Genomic DNA, 18388 nt, shown 5'->3' with positions numbered 1-18388 from the left:
TCGGCGTCAGCCCTTTCCTGCGAGGGCGAGGTCGTGGTCGACCATCCGCCCCACGATCTCGTCGAATCCTACGGTGGGCGCCCAGCCCAGGACGGAGCGCGCCCTCGAGGCGTCGCCCACCTGCTCGGCGGCGTCCGCGGGTCGGACGAACCGCTGGTCGACCTCGACGTGCGAGCGCCAGTCCTCGATCCCGGCGCGCTGGAGCGCGACGCGGACGAAGTCCTCGACCGAGTGCGTCGTGCCCGTCGCGACGACGTAGTCGTCGGCCTCCGCGTGCCGGACGGCGCGCACCATGGCGTCCACGTAGTCCGGCGCCCAGCCCCAGTCCCGGCGGACGTCGAGCCGACCGAGCGTGACGACCCCTCCGCCGTCCCGCGCGATCCGCGCGGCGGCCGCGGTGATCTTGCGGGTCACGAAGGACTCGGGCCGCCGCGGCGACTCGTGGTTGTACAGCACGCACGTCGAGACGGCGAGACCGCGGCTGCGGTAGACCGCCGCCGACTGGTGCGCGTAGGCCTTGGCCGCGCCGTACGGCGACAGCGGACGGACCGAGGTCTGCTCGTCCTGGGGCGTGCGGTCGGGGGACCCGAAGATCTCCGCACTCGACGCCTGCAGGACGCGCACCGGCCGACCGGACGCGTCCTGCGCCCGGCGCGCGGCCTCGAACAGGGCCACGGCCCCGAGCCCGCTCACGCTGCCGGTCTCCACCGGGTGGTCCCACGAGTAGGCGACCGAGCTGATCCCGCCGAGGTTGTAGACCTCGTCCGGCTGGACGTCCTGGACGATCCGGGCGACGCCCTCGGCGTCCCGCAGGTCGCCCTCGTGCGCCACGACGCCCGCGGGCACGGCCGGCCCGCCGGACGACGAGTGGACGATGCCGTGGACCTCCACGCCCTCCGCGACGAGCCGTTCCGCGAGGTAGGAGCCGTCCTGACCGGTGACGCCGGTCACGAGGGCTGTCGTCATCCCCGTCACCGACCGGCGTGCTCGGACTGCTCCCGGAGGTCGTTCTCGACCATCATCCCCACGAGGCCCGGGAAGTCGACCTTGCGCTCCCAGCCGAGCTTCTCGTGCGCCTTGGCCGGGTCGCCGATGAGCAGCTCCACCTCGGCCGGACGCATGAACCGCGGGTCCTGCTTGACGTAGCCCGACCAGTCCTCGATGCCGACGTGCGCGAACGCGTGGTCGAGCAGGTCGCGGATCGAGTGGGTCTCGCCCGTCGCGACGACGTAGTCGTCGGCCTCCGGCTGCTGGAGCATGCGCCACATCGCCTCGACGTAGTCCCCGGCGAAGCCCCAGTCGCGCTTCGCGTCGAGGTTCCCGAGGACGAGGTCGTCCTGGAGTCCGAGCTTGATCCGCGCGACGGCCTGCGTCACCTTGCGCGTGACGAACTCGGGGCCGCGGCGCGGGGACTCGTGGTTGAAGAGGATGCCGCTCGAGGCGTGCATGCCGTACGACTCGCGGTAGTTGATGGTCATGTAGTGACCGAAGACCTTGGCGACGCCGTAGGGCGAGCGCGGCCAGAGGAGGGTCGACTCGCGCTGCGGGACCTCCTGCACCTTGCCGAACATCTCCGAGCTCGACGCCTGGTAGAAGCGGACCTTCGACGGGTCGTCGTTCGAGTAGAGGCGCACGGCCTCGAGGATGTTGAGCACGCCCTTGCCGGTGACGTCGCTCGTCAGGGTGGCGTTCTCCCACGAGTAGGCCACGAACGAGATCGCGCCGAGGTTGTACACCTCGTCGGGCTGGGCGACCTGGAGCGCGCGCAGCAGCGACGACAGGTCGGTCAGGTCACCCGTCACGAGCTTGACGTCGGGCACGGTCTCACGGACCAGGTCGAGCTTCGGGTTGTTCTGTCCACGGATGAGCCCGTAGACCTCGTAACCCTTCGAGAGCAGCAGCTCCGAGAGGTACAGACCGTCCTGGCCGGTGATGCCGGTGATGAGCGCGCGTGCCATGGTTCCTCGTCTGGTTCGGGTTCGGGGACCGAGCAAGCGTAGCCGAGGGCCGAGGGCGCGCGTCGAGGCGTGCACGGCGAGCCGTTCGTCGCGGATATGCTGGCGCCCATGCCCGACGGTCCCCTCATCTCGTACGCGCAGAACCGCGAGGACGTCGTCCTCTGGCGCGCTCTCGGTCACGTCCTCAACGGGCGCTACGTCGAGGTCGGTGCGAACCACCCTCTCGTCGACTCGGTGAGCCGCGCCTTCTACGACCGGGGGTGGAGCGGGATCACGGTCGAGCCCGTCGAGGCGTTCGCCACCACCTACCGGGACGAGCGGCCCCGCGACCGGGTCGTCCAGGCGGCGATCACGGACGAGCCCGTGGACACGATCACGCTCCACGTCGTCCCCGGCACCGGCCTGTCCACCCTCGTGGACTCGGTGAGCGAGCGGCACGACCTGGCCGGCTTCGAGCACGAGGACATGGTCGTCCCCGCGCGCTCGCTGGACTCCGTGCTCGAGGAGAGCGGGTGGACGGGCCAGGAGATCCACTTCATGCTCGTCGACGTCGAGGGCGCCGAGGAGTCCGTCCTGCGGAGCGTCGACCTCCACACGTGGCGGCCCTGGGTCCTCGTCGTCGAGTCGACCCTGCCCAACTCGACGGAGCCCTCGCACGAGTCCTGGGAGCCGCTCCTCGTCGAGGCCGGGTACGAGTTCTGCCTCTTCGACGGGCTGTCGCGGTTCTACGTCGCCCAGGAGCGTGCCGACGAGCTCCGCACCGCGCTGTCGTACCCGGCGTGCCCCCTCGACCAGTTCGTGCCCTACGCGGTGGTCGAGGCCCGCACCACGGCGTCGCGGTCCCTCGAGACCAAGGACCAGGAGATGGAGGAGGTCGAGCGCCAGCTCGTGCAGTGGCGCACGCGGGCGCTCGTCCAGTGGGCGGAGGCCCAGGCGCAGGCCCAGCAGCAGCCGCCCGCCCCGGACGACTCGGCACGCCGGGAGCTCGAGGCCATCCACCGGACCCTCTCGTGGCGCGTCACGAAGCCGCTGCGCGCCGTCCGCCGCCTGGCTGCGAGGAAGGGTTCGTGACGTCGACCGCCGCCCCCGTCACGGCCGCGCGGTTCCTGGACGCCCTGGACTCCCGGCTGACGACGGCGGCAGACATCGTCCTGGGCGAGGGCGCCGGTGTCGCGCACGCCGAGGCCGGGACGACGGCGGCGACCCTGCTGCCCCGTCTCGTCGAGGCGGTCCGTGACGCCGAGGTCGGCGACGACGCCCGCTGGCTCGTCCTGGTCGCGGCCCTGGGACGCTACCCGTCCTCGGACGAGCTCGTGTCCTTCCGGCGCTCGCTCGAGCTCGACCCGCCGGAGGCGGTCGAGACCGAGCTCCTGACGATCGCGCTCCGCCGTCCCGCGATGTACGCCGACCGGCCGATGCGTGTCGTCCGGTCGACCGTCGTGGAGACCGACTACAGCGCCCGGCACGACCACCACACCGGCATCCAGCGCGTCGTCCGCGAGACCGTCCCGCGGTGGGCGGCCGAGAACGACCTCGTCCTCGCCGCCTGGAGCGACGACCACTCCTCGCTGCGCACCCTCGCGCCCCGCGAGTCGCAGCGGGTCCTGGCCTTCGGCACCGGCGCGGGCGGCGACGGGCGTCACGGCCACGACGAGGCCGCCGAGTACTCCCACGCGATGATCGTCCCGTGGCGCACGCGCGTCCTGCTGCCCGACGTGCCTGTGGGCGCCGCGAGCGACGTCCTCGCGACCCTCGCGCGGTGGTCGGGCAGCACGGTCGGGCTCGTGGGCTACGACCTCATCCCCATCACGAGCGCGGACCTGCGTCCGTGGGGCGAGGCGAACGGCACCGCGGGGCTCCTGCACGTGGTCAAGCACGCCGAGCGCGTCGCGTGCATCAGCCGTTCCGCGACCGCCGAGTTCCGGGGCTTCGTGGAGGCCCTCCCGGCACAGGGGCTCGTCGGGCCGCTGGTCGACGAGGTGCAGCTCCCGGCCATCTCCTCGCCGATGCCCGGTTCGGCCCCCGCGCGCCCCGCGTCGTCGCGCCCCGTCGTGCTGTGCACCGGGACGCGCGAGCCGCACAAGAACCACCGCGCCGTCGTCCACGCCGCCGAGCGGCTGTGGCGCGAGGGCGTGGACTTCGAGCTCCGTCTCGTCGGAGGGTTCGGCTGGTCCGACGTCCCGCTGGGCGACGCCACCGCGCGGCTCCGGGCCGAGGGCAGGCCTCTCGTCGAGCTGGGCCGCGTCAGCGAGCAGGTCCTGTGGGACGAGCTGCGCGCGGCCGACGCGGTCGCGTTCGTCTCGCTCCACGAGGGGTACGGGCTCCCGATCGCCGAGGCGCTCTCCGTCGGCACGCCCGTGCTCACGACGGCGTACGGCAGCCAGGCCGAGGTCGCCGCCGGCGGCGGTTGCCTGCTGGTCGACCCGCGCGACGACGACCAGGTGACCGAAGGACTGCGCAGGCTCGTGACCGACGACGCCCTGCGCGAGCGGCTCAAGGGTGAGGCGCGGAACCGTCCGGAACGGACGTGGGACGACTACGCCGCCGACCTGTGGGACTTCCTGACAGGAGCGGAGCCGCCGAAGGGGGAGCACTGATGACGCCGACGAGACCGTGGACCCGGAGGCGGCCCGCACCGGGCCCACCGCAGCTCGACCCCGACGTCGTCGCCGCCTGGTGCCGCCGGGTCCCCGTCCTCGCGGCGGCCCTCGACACCGCGGCCGAGGTCCCCGAGGCCACCCCGTCGGCCGTCCGGGACGCCGTCGGACGGTTCGTCGACGCCCGGGACCCCGCCCAGGTGTGGTTGGCGCTCGCCGTCCTCTCCGGGGTCCTGCCCGACGACACGACCGTCATCGAGACGACACGGGCGAGCGAGTCGGACCCGTCCGCGCTCGTGGACCGGGTCACCCTCCTCACCACGCCGGAGTCCGCACGCCGCCGCGTCCGCGTGGAGTCGGGCAGCACCGTGGTCGACGTCGCGCACACCGCCTCGACGACCCTCATGACGGGGATCCAGCGCGTCGCCCGCGAGTCCACCCGGCGCTGGCTCGCCCGGGACGTGGTCCCGGTCTCCTGGACGACCGACCTCGACGCGGTCCGGGAGCTCACGCCCGCCGAGCACGACCGGATCGTGCGAGCCGTCGCGGCCGACGAGAGCGACGAGGCCCTGGACGAGGCCGCCGTCGTCGTGCCCTGGCGCACCACCTACGTGCTGCCCGAGCTCGCGATCGACCAGCCCCGCACCGAGCGCCTCCGCGCGCTCGCCCGCTTCTCCCGCAGCAGCTTCACCGCGATCGGCTTCGACCTCATCCCCCTGACGACGGGCGAGACCACGGCCCCCGGGATGCCGGGGGCCTTCGCCGGCACGATGACCGCGATGCGGCACGGCACGCGCGTCGCCCCCATCTCCCGTGCCGCCGCCGTGGAGTACCGGGGCTGGCGCACGATGCTGGGCGCGACAGGGCTCGCGGGCCCCGAGATCGAGCCGGTGCTCCTGCCGACCGAGGCACCGTCCTCCACCGAGGAGGACCTCCGGGACGCCGCGGAGCGGTTCCTCGTGGGGTCCATGCCGCTGGTGCTCGTCGTCGGCAGCCACGAGCCGCGCAAGAACCACCGCGCGGTCCTCCACGCCGCCGAGGTCCTGTGGCGCGAGGGCCACGAGTTCTCCCTGACCTTCGTCGGGGGGAACGCGTGGAACAGCGAGGAGTTCGTCGAGCGCCTCCGACGGCTCCAGGACCAGGGCCGCCCCGTGGAGTCCGCCTCCCGCGTGCCGGACAGGCTCCTGTGGGCCGCCTACCGGCTCGCCCGCTTCACCGTGTTCCCCTCGCTCAACGAAGGCTACGGGCTCCCCGTCGCGGAGTCGCTGGCCGTCGGGACGCCGGTGGTGACCTCCGCGTTCGGTAGCATGGCCGAGATCGCCGACGGTGGCGGGGCCCTCCTGGTCGACCCTCGCGACGACGTCTCGCTGCGAGACGGCATGCGGGCCCTGCTCGCCGACGACGCCACCCTCCTCCGGCTCCGCGCCGAGGCGGCCGCACGGTCGGTCCGCACGTGGGACGAGTATGCGGAGGATGTGTGGCGCTTCCTCGTGGAGGGCGCTCCCCCGGCCCGGTGAGGCCGGACGGCACGACTACTCTTGGGCGACCTCACGGAACCCCCCGACCGATCAGGACGGCGATGAACGACCAGCGCTCCGCGCGCGCCTCGACGCTCGAGGCCGAATCCTTCCGCCCTGCCGGGCCCCGCCCCGGCTTCGTCGGCGGCACCGTCCAGTCCGTCCGCGACATCTGGGGCCACCGCGAGCTGCTCGGGCTGCTGACCCGCAGGGAGATCAAGGCGCGCTACAAGGACAGCGTCCTGGGCTTCTTCTGGAGCCTCGCCCGGCCCCTCGCGATGCTCATGGTCTACTGGGTCGCGATCGGCAAGTTCCTCGGGGCCGAGCGCGCCATCCCCGAGTTCGCGATCTACATCTTCACCGGCCTGACGGCCTGGCAGCTGTTCTCCGACATCGTCCTCAGCGGTACGGGCTCGATCGTCGCCAACTCCGGCCTCATCAAGAAGGTGTACGTCCCGCGCGAGGTCTACCCGCTCTCGGCGGTCGGCTCCGCGCTGTTCAACTTCGTGATCCAGCTCGGGATCCTCATCGCGTTCACGGTCGTGCGGGGCCAGTTCCCCCTCGGAGCCCGATGGCTCTACTTCGTGCTCGCCGTCGCGGTGCTCGTCACGTTCGCGACCGCCGTCGCCCTCTTCCTGTCCGCGGTGAACGTGTACCTGCGCGACGTGCAGTACCTCGTCGACATCTCGCTCATGCTGCTGTTCTGGGCGTCGCCGATCGTCTACTCGTGGAGCCAGGTGTCGCAGTACCTCGACGGGATCCTCGAGACGATCTACCTGGCGAACCCGATGACGCAGGTGGTGCTCGCGTTCCAGCAGACCTTCTGGGTCGCCGGCGACGGGCAGCCCGTGCCCGAGAACCTCGGGACGAACCTCCTCATCACGCTGGGGATCTCGGTCGTCCTCCTCTGGCTGGGTCAGCGCACGTTCGCCCGCCTCCAGAGCAACTTCGCGCAGGAGCTGTGATGAGCACACCCGTCATCCGCATCGACGACCTCTCCAAGCGGTTCGTCATCCGCAAGGAGAAGTCCCTCAAGGAACGGCTCGTCAACTTCGGGCGGTCCAACAAGCACAAGGACGACTTCTGGGCCCTGCGGGACGTGAGCCTGGAGATCGAGTCCGGCTCGACGGTCGGGCTCGTCGGCCCGAACGGGTCCGGCAAGAGCACGCTGCTGAAGATGATCGGCGGCATCCTGCAGCCCACCACGGGCACGGTGAGCCTGCGGGGCCGGCTCGCGGCCCTCCTCGAGCTGGGGGCCGGGTTCCACCCCGACCTCACGGGCCGCGAGAACGTCTACCTCAACGCGTCGATCCTCGGGCTCTCCCGGGAGCAGACGGACGGCTACTTCGACGCGATCGTCGACTTCTCGGGCATCGAGAAGTTCATCGACACGCAGGTGAAGTTCTACTCCTCCGGCATGTACGTCCGGCTCGCCTTCGCCGTGGCCGTGCACGTGGACCCCGACATCCTGCTCGTCGACGAGGTGCTCGCCGTCGGCGACGAGCCGTTCCAGCGCAAGTGCATGGACCGCATCCGCCAGTTCCAGCACGACGGCCGCACGATCGTCTTCGTGAGCCACTCGCTCGACCAGGTCGCCGACCTCTGCGACCGCGCCGTGGTCCTGGAGAGCGGCCGGATGATCGCCGACGGCGAGCCGCGCGACGCGCTGCGGACGCTGCGCACGGAGTTCGACCAGATCCGCCGGGAGGACCGGCGCACCGTGCAGGCGGCCCGCGCGGTCGAGGACGTCGAGGACGCGCAGCCGGAGGACGTCGTGACCGTCCGCGCGGTCGACGTGGTCCGCTCCGACGGCGCCCCGGTCACCGAGATCTCGCCGGGCGAGGACGTCACCGTGGTCGTCTCCGTCCACGCCTCCGCCCCGGTCGAGGACGCGGTGGTCGGGACGGGCATCGACTCCGGGCTCGGCGTCGCCGTCATCGGGACGAACACCCAGCTGCTCAGCCGCAGGATGCCGCGCCTCGAGGGCGACGTGCGGATCGCGTTCGACTTCCGCAACCTCCAGCTCGGCGAGGGCACCTACACGGTCCACGGCGCGGTCGCGAACGAGGCCGGCGTCGAGCTCGACCGGCTCCGCGACGCCTCGACGCTCCTCGTGGCCGGGGACGGCCGGTCCGTCGGGTTCACCACGAGCCCGGTCCAGGTGCGCGTGCTGGAGCCGGGAAGCGTGGCGGCGTCGGCATGAGCCGTCTCGACGTGCGGCACGCCCGCCCGCGGCTCCGCGCGGCGGCGCTCCTCGTCGCAGCGCCCGACCGCGTCCAGACGCTGCTGCTCAGCCTGAGCATCGCCGTGTCGGTCACGGTCCTCCTCGAGGCGTTCCGGCCTCTCGTCGTCCTGCCGCTCACGGCGGTGCTCGTCGCCCTGCTGTGGCGCCTCGTCCCGGACCCGGTGCCGGCCACCCGGCGCGCCGTGATCGGCACGTCGGCGGCACTGGGCGTCGTCCTCGTCTGGCTCGCCGTCAACGTGCCCTTCGCGGCGCGGTTCGTCGTGGTGACGCGTGACCCGGGCTTCCTCACGCTCGAGGGCTTCTGGCTCCGCGACAACAGCTCTCCCGACATCCCGCTCGGCGCCGGTGCCGACCTGCTCGCCCAGATCGACGGGGTCCGCATCGCGTCGATGGCGTACTCGACGAGCGGCGACGTCGTCCACGTCCAGGGAGCCAAGCTCCTGCCCGGGATCCTCGCGGTCGGTGGATGGGCGGGAGGAGACCTCGGCATCCTCGTGGGCAACCTCGTGCTCGGCGCCGTCGCGCTGCTCGCCGTGTACGCCTTCGCGCGCCGGCTCGTCGGGCCGCTCTGGGCGCTCGTCCCGCTGGTCGGCATGGCGTGCAGCGTGCCGTTCGCGGCCTTCACCCGCGCCGCCTACACCGAGCCGATCACGGTCGCCTTCGGCTTCGCCGGACTCACGCTGGCCTGGAGCGCGGTCGCCGCGCGGTCGTGGTGGCAGTTCGCCGGAGCCGGCGCGTTCATCGGCGCGACCGCGCTCGCCCGCGTCGACGGTGCCGCCCAGATGATCGGGCTCGTCGCGGCGCTGGGCCTCGCCGCGGCGTGCGCGACGCTCCCCGCCGCCCGCCGGCGGCTCGTCGTCGCGCTCGCGGCCGCGACCGCGGGCGGTCTCGTGCTCGTCGCGCTCGGGTATCTCGACCTCGCGGTCCACAGCCCGAAGTACCTCTCCGACCTGTCGGCCCGCGTCAACATGCTGGGGCTCGCGCTCGCGGCGACCGTCGTCGTCGCGGTCCTCGTCAACGTCCCGCTCCTCGCGCGGCTCCTGGGCTGGGTGACGCTCCGTGGGCGCCGCCTGCTCGCATGGGGGTGCGCGGCCGCCGTCGTCGTCGTGGCGCTCGTCCTGGTCACCAGGCCCCTGTGGACCGAGAAGCACAACATCGACGGCGCCTCGCCCTATGCCGGCTTCATCGAGAACATCCAGAAGCTCGACGGGCTGCCGCTCGACGGGACACGGTCGTACGACGAGCTGTCCGTGAACTGGTTGACCTGGTACTTCGGCGTGCCCATGGTCGTCCTGGCCTTCGCGGGCCTGGCCGTCGCGACCTACCGTGCCGTGGACCGCCGCGACCCCCGTCTCCTGATCTTCGTGGGTGTGGTCGCCGCGCCGAGCGCGCTCTACCTGTGGCGGGTGAGCATCACCCCGGACCAGGTCTGGGCGATGCGGCGGTTCCTCCCGGTGACCATCCCCGGCTTCCTCGTCGCGGCGACGCTCGCGCTCGTCGTGATCTGGGAGACCCGTCGCCGGTGGGCACGCGTGCTCGCCGTCCTCGGGGCGGTCGCGGTGGCCGGGTGGCCCCTGCTCACCTGGTCGAACATCTTCACGGTGGTCGAGCAGGACGGGCGGTTCGGCGAGGCGACCGCGGCGTGCGACGCTGCGGCCGGTCGACCCGTCGCGGTGCTGGAGACGGTCATACCGTACGAGGCGACGCTCCGGGCCATCTGCGGGACGGAGACGGTCGCCGTCTCGAACGCGGAACCCGAGACCCTTGCACGCCTCCGAGAGGCGTGGGGAGGCGACGTGGCCGTCGTCGCGTTCCACGGCGAGGTCATCCCGTGGTCCGACGGCGTCGTGCCGCCACCCCTGCGGACGACGACGGAGACGATCTGGGAGCGCACGCTCGTGAGCCCACCCCAGGAGGCTCGCACCACGGAGTCCCGGCTCTGGATGGGTGTCATCGAGCCCGACGGCACCGTCGTGCCCGTGCCGTCCGGGTCCTGACGGGCCGGCGCACCGTCAGGGGAAGCGGCGGAGCGCGAGGTTGCGGTACTCGACCGAGCCCGCGATCCCCTCCCGCACCGCGCCCTCACCCCGCGTGAGCAGCACACCGCCCCACGACGACTTGCCCGCACGGTCCGGCGCGCGCCCGAGGAACACCTCGTAGTACCCGCCCGCCCGGTTGTTCGCCGCCTCCCGCGACCACCACACCCCGGACGCCACCGCGGCCCGGCCCGACGACGCGATCTGCCCCCGCCAGTGCGCCACCTCCGACGCCGACGCCGAGCGCCCGAGCATGACCTGGTACAGCCGCCGCACGAACGCGTCGTCGTTGCCCCCCGACCGCTGGTAGAACTCCGGCGTCCGGTGGAACAGCAGCGCGACCGCGTCCACCGAGATGTCCCCCGACATCACGCCCCGCGTCCAGCTGTTCAGACCCGCGGCGTCCGGCTGACGACCCAGCACGTCCACGTACGCCTCGCGCACCCGCAGCCGCACGTACTCCTCCGACCGGGTCAACGACCGCACCAGTGCGGCACGGCTCGTCCCCGAGACCAGCGCGGACGACCAGGTGGACAGTCCTGCCGCGTCCACGGGCCGCCCCAGCAGGTCCTCGTACAGGGCCCGCACCACGGACTGCGCCTCGGCCGGCGAGACCCCGGAGACGGTGAACCAGTCGCTCTTCAGCCCGAGCCGGGTGCGTACCTGACTCCCCGTGAGCGCCACGACCTGCCCGCCCGTGGTGGTGACGTCCACCCGCGTCGCACGGCCCCCGAGCTCGCCCAGACCGTTGCGGGCGGCGACCCGGACGCTCGCGACGGTCCCGACCCCGAGCCGTGCCGAGAGCTCCTCCGGCGTGAACGTGACGGCCCACGAGCGGTGGGGGTTGCTCGCCGTCGCGTCGCCGGCGTCCGCGACGGCCGGGAACGTGCCGCCGGCGGAGTACCCCCCGGTCGAGCTGCTGAACTCGGTGAGCGCGATCCTGCCGTCGCCGTGCCGCATGACCTGCCCCGACGTCGCCGAGACCGCGGCGTCCGACAGCGCGTGCTCGAGGGAGGCACGCGCCCCGGCGTCGGTGACCGTCGTCGCGCCCAGGTAGACCTGGCACGCGGTCGTGTCGCACGTCTGGGCGCCCGAGGCCCGCACGCCGCGCGGCGCGAGGGCGTAGGAGCGCGCGGCCACCGACTGCGCCCGCAGCGCCTGGGCGCCACGTCCGCTCCCGAGCGCACCCCACGACGCCGGCATCTCGCGCGGCACGACGCCGCGCAGGTAGGAGTTCACCGGGAGCGTGTTGACCGTGAACTGCGTGCCCCCGGTCGCGACGGCCCGCAGCGTGCCGCGGTAGCCGTGGTCGACACCGGCCTCGCAGAGCTGCAGCAGGTTCGCGGTGCTCGACGGGTCGGCCGTCGTCGAGACGACGGCCCCGGACGCGACCTCACCGCGGTCCGACCACGGACCGGCGCACCCAGGACCCGTGTGGTAGCGCAGACGGCCGTCCGCGACGCGCACGAGCCGCACGGCCGCGGCGCCGGCGGACGTGCCGTTCACACGCAGCGACGGTCCCGTCACGATCGTGTCCGTCCCGGTCTTGCGGAGGAGCTCGACCGACAGGGAGCCGTTCCCGGCGTCGGCCCGCAGGCTCGTCCCGCCGTAGAAGTGCTGGAGGATCTGGGAGTGCGACCACCCGTGGTCGACGGCGTACCCGAGCGCCCCGTACTGGCCCATGCCGCGGCCGTGCCCGTAGCCGCGGCCCGCGAACGTGAACGTCCCGTCGGCCGCGGCAGCCGGCGGTGCGGGCGGCACGACCACGGCGAGGAGGCCCACCATGGTGAGCACGAGAGCCTGGACGACCGAGCGGGAGCGCATGGCCGTCAGGGGAACCGGCGGAGCGCGAGGTTGCGGTACTCGACCGAGCCCGCGATCCCCTCCCGCACCGCGCCCTCGCCACGCGTGAGCAGCACACCGCCCCACGACGACTTGCCGGCGCGGTCCGGCGCGCGCCCGAGGAACACCTCGTAGTACCCGCCCGCCCGGTTGTTCGCCGCCTCCCGCGACCACCACACCCCGGACGCCACCGCGGCCCGGCCCGACGACGCGATCTGCCCCCGCCAGTGCGCCACCTCCGACGCCGACGCCGAGCGCCCGAGCATGACCTGGTACAGCCGCCGCACGAACGCGTCGTCGTTGCCCCCCGACCGCTGGTAGAACTCCGGCGTCCGGTGGAACAGCAGCGCGACCGCGTCCACCGAGATGTCCCCCGACATCACGCCCCGCGTCCAGCTGTTCAGACCCGCGGCGTCCGGCTGACGACCCAGCACGTCCACGTACGCCTCGCGCACCCGCAGCCGCACGTACTCCTCCGACCGGGTCAACGACCGCACGAGCGAGGCGCGGCTCGTCCCCGACGCGAGCTTCGTCGACCACGTCGAGAGCCCCGCCGCGTCCACGGGACGCCCCAGCAGGTCGTCGTACAGCGCCCGCACCACGGACCGTGCCTGGTTGAACGTCGCACCGTAGCCGTACTGGGCGGCCCGGTTGCGGATGCTCTGCAGCTGCACGTAGCCGGCCTGACCAGGACAGGCCGTGTAGGAGACGTCGCGGTGGCCGAACGTCGTCGGCAGCGTGACCGTCGTCCCGGCGGAGTACTTGGAGTTCTCGCCCCCGTTGGTCCGGTAGCTCATGAACACGTCCGGTCGCACGCCGTAGGCGCCCAGCCGGAAGCCGATGACATGGGCCACGCCCTGGAGAGCGGCGCTGCTCGGGTTGAGGGACGAGTGGTCACCGAGGAGCGCGACGCCGACGGTCGAGGTGTTGAACCCGCCCGCGTGCACGCCGACGATCGCCTTCGTCAGGCTGTTGGCGCGACCCTCGTAGATGTTTCCCCACTTGTCGACGAGGAAGTTGTACCCGATGTCGCACCAGCCGCGCGTGTTGATGTGGTACGCCTGGTCGTTGCGGATGAGCTGCATGGCCTGCGCCACCGTCGTGTAGCTGTTGGGGTTCACCGTGTGGTGCACGACGGCACCGACGAGCCGCGAGGCGGTGTCGGGGGTGCACGCCTGCGGCGCCGCCCCCCACCCGCCGCGGGAGATGACCGACGGTCCGGCCGCCGCGGCGACCACCGCGGCGGACTCGCTCTCGACGTACAACGCGTTCGACACGACGGCGGACCCGGAGCCGGCCGAGGCCCCCTCGGTGACGACCTCGTCCGGGACGGCCGTGGGCTCGGGGGACGAGATGAGCGCCAGGCGCACGTCGCCAGGGAGCTCGTCGACCGCGTCGACCGTCGCGAGCTGGACGGCGTCCGACTCCCCGACGTACATCGTCGCGGTGCCGGCCCGCTCCTGGTGCGCGGCGTCGGCCGTCCCGTCGTCGGGGCTCTCGTCACCGACCTCGAGGTGCTGCCAGTCGGTCCAGCCGCCGTCCTGCGCGCGTGTCCGGACCTGGAGCCCGGGCACGCCGTCCTCCGTCGCGGGCCACGAGACCGCCACCGACTGGAAGCCGTCGTTCTCGACGACCTCGCCGGCCGCGACCTCGCCCGTCGCCTGGAGCGCGAGCTCCTCGCCGGGCGCGACCGGGTCGACGGGCTCGGCCGGAGGCTCCGCGAGTGCCGGGTCCTGCGCCTCCGCGTGCTCGTCCGGCTCCTCACCCTCGGTGTCCTCGTGCGGCTCGCCCTCCTGCGGCTCGCCCTCCTGCGGCTCGCCCTCCTGCGGCTCGCCCTCCTGCGGCTCGCCCTCCTGCGGCAGCCCGCCCTCGGGGGCGGTGCCGTCGGGCGACCCCGGCTCCGTGGCGTCCGGCGCGGCGGACGCGCGGCCCTCCGGCGAGGCCTGCTCGGGCGCGGGCTCCTCGACCACCACGGGGTACTCGTCGATCCTCGACCCGCCGGCCTCGTCCGCCGCGGGCGCGACCGACGCCGCGGGTGCCGCGAGCGCCGCGGGCGACGACGTCTGCACGGACGCGGACGCCCGTGCAGACGGGGGCGCGGCGGCGGGTGACGCCAGCAGAGGCACCAGCAGCGAGGCCGTGGCGACGAACGCAGGGAACACGGCGGGTGACACCATCGACACTCCTCGGGACGGCAGGCCTGTAGTTGCAGTCAACGCCAGAGACCCAGGGTCGGCAAGGTGACAGGACGTACGCCGCGTGATCCGTCGCGCGGAGGTCAGTACAGTAGGTGCCGCCCACGACCCCTCTCGAAGGACCGTCACCATGCGTCTGCTCGTCACCGGCGGAGCCGGCTTCATCGGCTCCAACTTCGTCCACCAGACGGTGCGCGAACGTCCGGACGTCCAGGTGACCGTCCTCGACGCCCTGACCTACGCGGGCGACCGCACGTCGCTCGCCCCCGTGGCCGACGCGATCACGCTCGTCGAGGGCAGCATCACGGACGCCCCGCTCGTCGACCGCCTCGTCGGCGAGTCGGACCTGGTCGTCCACTTCGCCGCCGAGTCGCACAACGACAACTCGCTGGACGACCCGTCGCCCTTCGTCCAGACCAACGTCGTCGGCACGTTCACGCTGCTCGAGGCCGTCCGCAAGCACGGCACCCGGTTCCACCACATCTCGACGGACGAGGTCTACGGCGACCTCGAGCTCGACGACCCGGCGAAGTTCACGGCCAGCACGCCGTACAACCCGTCGAGCCCGTACTCCTCGACGAAGGCAGGCAGCGACCTCCTCGTCCGGGCGTGGGCGCGGTCGTTCGGGGTGCAGGCCACGATCTCGAACTGCTCCAACAACTACGGTCCGTACCAGCACATCGAGAAGTTCATCCCGCGCCAGATCACCAACCTCATCGACGGCGTGCGGCCGAAGCTCTACGGCGCCGGGCTCAACGTGCGCGACTGGATCCACGTCGAGGACCACAACGCCGCGGTGTGGACCATCATCGACGAGGGCCGCCCGGGCGAGACGTACCTCATCGGCGCGGACGGCGAGAAGAACAACCTCGAGGTCGTGCAGACGCTGCTCGAGATCTTCGGGCGCGACGCCGACGACTTCGAGCACGTCACCGACCGGCCGGGCCACGACCTGCGCTACGCGATCGACGCCTCGAAGCTGCGCGACGAGCTCGGGTGGTCCCCGCGGTACACCGACTTCCGCGACGGCCTCGAGGCGACCGTCGCCTGGTACCGCGAGAACGAGGCGTGGTGGCGTCCGGCGAAGGCCGCGACCGAGGCGAGGTACGCCGCCGTCGGTCAGTGACGCCCGCCCGGTGGGTCGCCCTCCCGCGGCCCGCCGGACCCCGCGGCGCCGTCGTTCTCCACGATTCCTCTACCCGCCGGGTCCGGGGGGGACGCAGATCGGTGACCTCCACCGCCTATGCTCGTCCGTCGTGAGCTCTCGGCATGGCGGACCGTCCGCACCGCACCGGCCACGGACCGCGACCGGTCCGGCGCACGCGCGACGCCTCCCGTCGAGGTCCGTCCTGCGCGTGCTGGCGCTGTGCGTGACGGCGTGCGTCGCGTTCGCGGGAGTCGGTGGCGCGACCGCGCTCTCGCGCTTCACGGGGAACATCGACGACGTCGACGCCGACACCCTGCTGGGTGAGGACCGTCCGGAGGCCAGCACCCCCGACCCCCAGGACCCGAACGCCGGGACGCCCCTGAACATCGTCCTCATGGGGAGCGACGACCGGTCGGGGGCCAACGCGGGCCTCGTGGCCGACGGCACCGAGGGCATGCGCTCGGACACGACGATGATCCTGCACGTCTCCGCCGACCGGTCGCGCGTCGAGCTCGTGTCCGTCCCGCGCGACTCGACGGTCGACGTCCCCTCGTGCCCGACGACCGCGGGGTCCACGACCAGCCCCATCTCGGCCACGAAGTTCAACGCGGCGTTCGCGGCCGGCGCGGACCTCGGAGGCGACGTCGCCTCCGGTGCCCTCTGCACGATGCGCACGATCGAGAGCCTGACGGACGTCCGGATGGACGGGTTCGTCGTCATCGACTTCGCCGGGTTCCAGGCGATGATCGACGCGCTCGACGGCGTCGAGCTGTGCATCCCCGAGGCGGTGCACTCGCCGAAGGCCAACAACCTCACGCTTCCCGCCGGGGTGCAGAGGCTCGACGGCGGGACCGCGCTGAGCTACGCGCGGGCACGCACCGGGGAGGGCCTCGGCGACGGCTCGGACCTCGGCCGGATCGGTCGTCAGCAGGAGCTCATGGCCGCCCTCGTGCGCACCGTGCTCGGGAAGAACCTCCTGACCGACGCCGGCGCGCTGGTGCAGTTCCTCGACGCGGTGACGAGCTCGCTGACCATGAGCGACAACTTCTCGTCCGTGACGGGACTCGCCGGACTGGCCTACAGCGCCAAGGGCATCGACCTTGGCAGCATCACGTTCATGACGGTCCCGAACGGCACCGACCCGACGAATCCGAACAACGTGGTGTGGACGTCCGACGCGGACCAGCTCTGGGAGAACCTCAAGAACGACCGCCCGGCGGGTGCGACCGGGCAGGACGGCGGCGAGCAGGACGCGGCCAGCCCGCCGGGTCCCGGTTCGACCGAGGGCACGCCCGAGGACGGCGCCGGCACGGCGGGCTCGGAGGACGCGGACGACGCGGCACCGGCTCCGGCCGAGACCAAGGACGCCGGCGAGGAGGCGTTCTCCGCGCAGGACGTCACGTCGGTCTGTGGGTGAGCCGATGACGCACGACGGCACCGACCCGGGGCGACGCCCACCGAGCTTCACGCCGCAGGGCGGCCGGTCCCCGCGCCCGTCCTCGGTCGACGACGCCATCACGATCGGCAACAGCGGCCAGCGCCCCGCACCCCGCCGGCAGCCCGCCGCCGACGACGCGGTGCGGTCCGAGCCGCGCATCCGGCGCCAGTCGTCGCGCGAGATCCCCGTGACCCCGGCGCGCTCCTCGACACCGCCCCCCGCACGGCCCGCGCGCCCCGTCCGCGGCCCGGTGGCGACGTCCACGCCCCCGCCGTCGGTCGCGCCCGCGCGATCCGCCCAGCAACGGACGTCGCCACCCCGCGTCTCGTCCTCACCGCACGGGTCGAGCCGCACGGTCCCGCCCGCGCGGCGCACGGGCGCCGCCCCGACGCCTCCGGGACGTCCGCCTGCGGGCAGGCCCGGACCGACGGCGCCCGCCGGGGCCCCGCGCGGTCGCGGCCCCCTCCGGGTCCGCAAGGGCCGGGTCGCGGCTCTCGTGGCGTGCGTCGTGCTCGTCGGCCTGCTCGCGTGGCCGATCGGTCTGCTCGTGTGGGCGAACGGCAAGATCGAGCACGTCGAGGCGCTCTCGGGCGCCGCCGGGACCTCGGGCAACACGTACCTGCTCGCCGGCTCGGACGCGCGCGGCGAGGTCGTCGGGGAGGACGGCACCGAGGGCGCCCGGACGGACACGATCCTTCTTCTGCACGCGCCGTCGAGCGGACCGGTGGCCCTCATCAGCCTGCCGCGCGACACCTACGCCGAGATCCCCGACAACGGGGCCAGCAAGCTGAACTCGGCGTACTCCTGGGGTGGCGCGCCGCTCCTCGTGCGCACCGTCGAGCAGCTGACCGGCCTCACCGTGGACCACTACGTGGAGATCGGGTTCGGAGGCGTCCAGGGTGTCGTGGACGCCGTGGGCGGCGTCGAGCTGTGCCTCGACTACGACGTCAACGACCCCAACAGCGGTCTCGTCTGGACCGCGGGCTGCCACGTGGCCGACGGGACCACGGCGATCGCCTTCTCCCGCATGCGCTACTCCGACCCGAAGGGCGACATCGGCCGCGCGGAGCGCCAGCGCCAGGTGATCGGTGCGGTCTCCTCCCAGGCGGCGGACCCTGGCATCCTCTTCCGACCGGCCGACCAGGTCTCGCTCCTCGACGCCGGCCTCGGTGCGCTCACGGTCGACGAGAGCACCGGGATCGTCGACCTGGGCAAGATGGCTCTCGCGTTCCGTGCCGCCAACGGACCCGACGGCATCACGGGCACGCCGCCCATCGGCAACCCCGACTACCGTCCCGGGAACGTCGGCTCGACGGTGCAGCTCGACCCCGAGCTCGCCCCGCAGTTCTGGGAGGACGTCCGCGACGGCAACCTCCCGCCGGGGCAGGTCGGCGGGCTCCCCCAGCCGTAGCC

13 protein-coding genes are annotated in these 18388 nt (G+C 73.0%); 9 read left to right on the top strand and 4 right to left on the bottom strand.

Annotated features, from left to right (window positions below; all coding sequences use genetic code 11):
* Positions 1-6 precede the first annotated feature (6 nt).
* Both ACWPWV_RS11605 and ACWPWV_RS11600 read right to left on the bottom strand, forming a co-directional pair.
* Entirely contained in the window at positions 7-966 is a 960-nt protein-coding gene (locus ACWPWV_RS11605; RefSeq protein ID WP_454043141.1) for a GDP-mannose 4,6-dehydratase, read from the bottom strand.
* Positions 967-971: 5 nt separating this feature from the next.
* The gene (locus ACWPWV_RS11600) at positions 972-1958 is read right to left on the bottom strand and encodes a GDP-mannose 4,6-dehydratase (protein ID WP_454043140.1); all 987 of its coding nucleotides are present in this window, start codon (positions 1956-1958) and stop codon (positions 972-974) included.
* Positions 1959-2066: 108 nt separating this feature from the next.
* Here ACWPWV_RS11600 and ACWPWV_RS11595 point away from each other — a divergent pair, with 108 nt between their 5' ends.
* The 6 genes from ACWPWV_RS11595 (at position 2067) to ACWPWV_RS11570 (ending at position 10314) form a co-directional block, all read left to right on the top strand.
* Positions 2067-3029 (top strand): FkbM family methyltransferase, encoded by a 963-nt coding sequence (locus ACWPWV_RS11595; RefSeq protein ID WP_454043139.1) that lies wholly within the window; start codon positions 2067-2069, stop codon positions 3027-3029.
* Positions 3026-4555 (top strand): glycosyltransferase family 4 protein, encoded by a 1530-nt coding sequence (locus ACWPWV_RS11590; protein ID WP_454043138.1) that lies wholly within the window; start codon positions 3026-3028, stop codon positions 4553-4555. Before ACWPWV_RS11595 ends, ACWPWV_RS11590 begins: the two co-directional genes overlap by 4 nt.
* Positions 4555-6072: a glycosyltransferase family 4 protein gene (locus ACWPWV_RS11585; protein ID WP_454043137.1), complete on the top strand. Its 1518-nt coding sequence runs from the start codon at positions 4555-4557 to the stop codon at positions 6070-6072. The genes ACWPWV_RS11590 and ACWPWV_RS11585 overlap by 1 nt, the downstream gene beginning before the upstream one ends.
* 62 nt (positions 6073-6134) lie before the next feature.
* On the top strand, positions 6135-7037 hold the full coding sequence (locus tag ACWPWV_RS11580) for an ABC transporter permease (RefSeq protein ID WP_454043136.1): 903 nt from the start codon (positions 6135-6137) through the stop codon (positions 7035-7037).
* Complete coding sequence (locus ACWPWV_RS11575) at positions 7037-8275, top strand: ABC transporter ATP-binding protein (protein ID WP_454043135.1); 1239 nt, start codon at positions 7037-7039, stop codon at positions 8273-8275. The genes ACWPWV_RS11580 and ACWPWV_RS11575 overlap by 1 nt, the downstream gene beginning before the upstream one ends.
* The gene (locus ACWPWV_RS11570; protein ID WP_454043134.1) at positions 8272-10314 is read left to right on the top strand and encodes an ArnT family glycosyltransferase; all 2043 of its coding nucleotides are present in this window, start codon (positions 8272-8274) and stop codon (positions 10312-10314) included. Before ACWPWV_RS11575 ends, ACWPWV_RS11570 begins: the two co-directional genes overlap by 4 nt.
* A 15-nt stretch (positions 10315-10329) precedes the next feature.
* On the opposite strand, the gene ACWPWV_RS11565 is transcribed toward ACWPWV_RS11570, so the two are convergent.
* Together ACWPWV_RS11565 and ACWPWV_RS11560 are read right to left on the bottom strand one after the other, a co-directional pair.
* The gene (locus ACWPWV_RS11565; protein WP_454043133.1) at positions 10330-12177 is read right to left on the bottom strand and encodes a DUF4214 domain-containing protein; all 1848 of its coding nucleotides are present in this window, start codon (positions 12175-12177) and stop codon (positions 10330-10332) included.
* A gap of 5 nt (positions 12178-12182) precedes the next feature.
* Positions 12183-14372 carry a DUF4214 domain-containing protein gene (locus ACWPWV_RS11560; protein ID WP_454043132.1) on the bottom strand — a complete coding sequence of 730 codons (2190 nt, stop codon included), beginning with the start codon at positions 14370-14372 and terminating at the stop codon, positions 12183-12185.
* 148 nt (positions 14373-14520) lie between these two features.
* On the opposite strand from ACWPWV_RS11560, the gene rfbB reads away from it, so the two are divergent.
* From rfbB to ACWPWV_RS11545, 3 genes are all read left to right on the top strand, one after another.
* Positions 14521-15516, top strand: coding sequence for a dTDP-glucose 4,6-dehydratase (gene rfbB / locus ACWPWV_RS11555; RefSeq protein WP_454043131.1), 996 nt, complete (start codon positions 14521-14523; stop codon positions 15514-15516).
* A gap of 130 nt (positions 15517-15646) precedes the next feature.
* Complete coding sequence (locus tag ACWPWV_RS11550; protein ID WP_454043130.1) at positions 15647-16954, top strand: LCP family protein; 1308 nt, start codon at positions 15647-15649, stop codon at positions 16952-16954.
* Between the two features lie 4 nt (positions 16955-16958).
* The gene (locus tag ACWPWV_RS11545) at positions 16959-18386 is read left to right on the top strand and encodes an LCP family glycopolymer transferase (protein WP_454043129.1); all 1428 of its coding nucleotides are present in this window, start codon (positions 16959-16961) and stop codon (positions 18384-18386) included.
* Positions 18387-18388 lie beyond the last annotated feature (2 nt).

This window comes from Cellulosimicrobium sp. Marseille-Q8652, assembly GCF_965112045.1.
The sequence above is the reverse complement of the archived record's forward strand: the minus strand, read 5'-3'. Positions and strand labels throughout refer to the sequence as shown.

Bases quoted from the DNA above. Each gene is read 5' to 3' on its own strand.
- ACWPWV_RS11605 (WP_454043141.1), bottom strand. From the start codon at position 966: ATGACGACAGCCCTCGTGACCGGCGTCACCGGTCAGGACGGCTCCTAC.
- ACWPWV_RS11600 (WP_454043140.1), bottom strand. From the start codon at position 1,958: ATGGCACGCGCGCTCATCACCGGCATCACCGGCCAGGACGGTCTGTAC.
- ACWPWV_RS11595 (WP_454043139.1), top strand. From the start codon at position 2,067: ATGCCCGACGGTCCCCTCATCTCGTACGCGCAGAACCGCGAGGACGTC.
- ACWPWV_RS11585 (WP_454043137.1), top strand. From the start codon at position 4,555: ATGACGCCGACGAGACCGTGGACCCGGAGGCGGCCCGCACCGGGCCCA.
- ACWPWV_RS11580 (WP_454043136.1), top strand. From the start codon at position 6,135: ATGAACGACCAGCGCTCCGCGCGCGCCTCGACGCTCGAGGCCGAATCC.
- ACWPWV_RS11575 (WP_454043135.1), top strand. From the start codon at position 7,037: ATGAGCACACCCGTCATCCGCATCGACGACCTCTCCAAGCGGTTCGTC.
- ACWPWV_RS11570 (WP_454043134.1), top strand. From the start codon at position 8,272: ATGAGCCGTCTCGACGTGCGGCACGCCCGCCCGCGGCTCCGCGCGGCG.
- ACWPWV_RS11565 (WP_454043133.1), bottom strand. From the start codon at position 12,177: ATGCGCTCCCGCTCGGTCGTCCAGGCTCTCGTGCTCACCATGGTGGGC.
- ACWPWV_RS11560 (WP_454043132.1), bottom strand. From the start codon at position 14,372: ATGGTGTCACCCGCCGTGTTCCCTGCGTTCGTCGCCACGGCCTCGCTG.
- rfbB (WP_454043131.1), top strand. From the start codon at position 14,521: ATGCGTCTGCTCGTCACCGGCGGAGCCGGCTTCATCGGCTCCAACTTC.
- ACWPWV_RS11545 (WP_454043129.1), top strand. From the start codon at position 16,959: ATGACGCACGACGGCACCGACCCGGGGCGACGCCCACCGAGCTTCACG.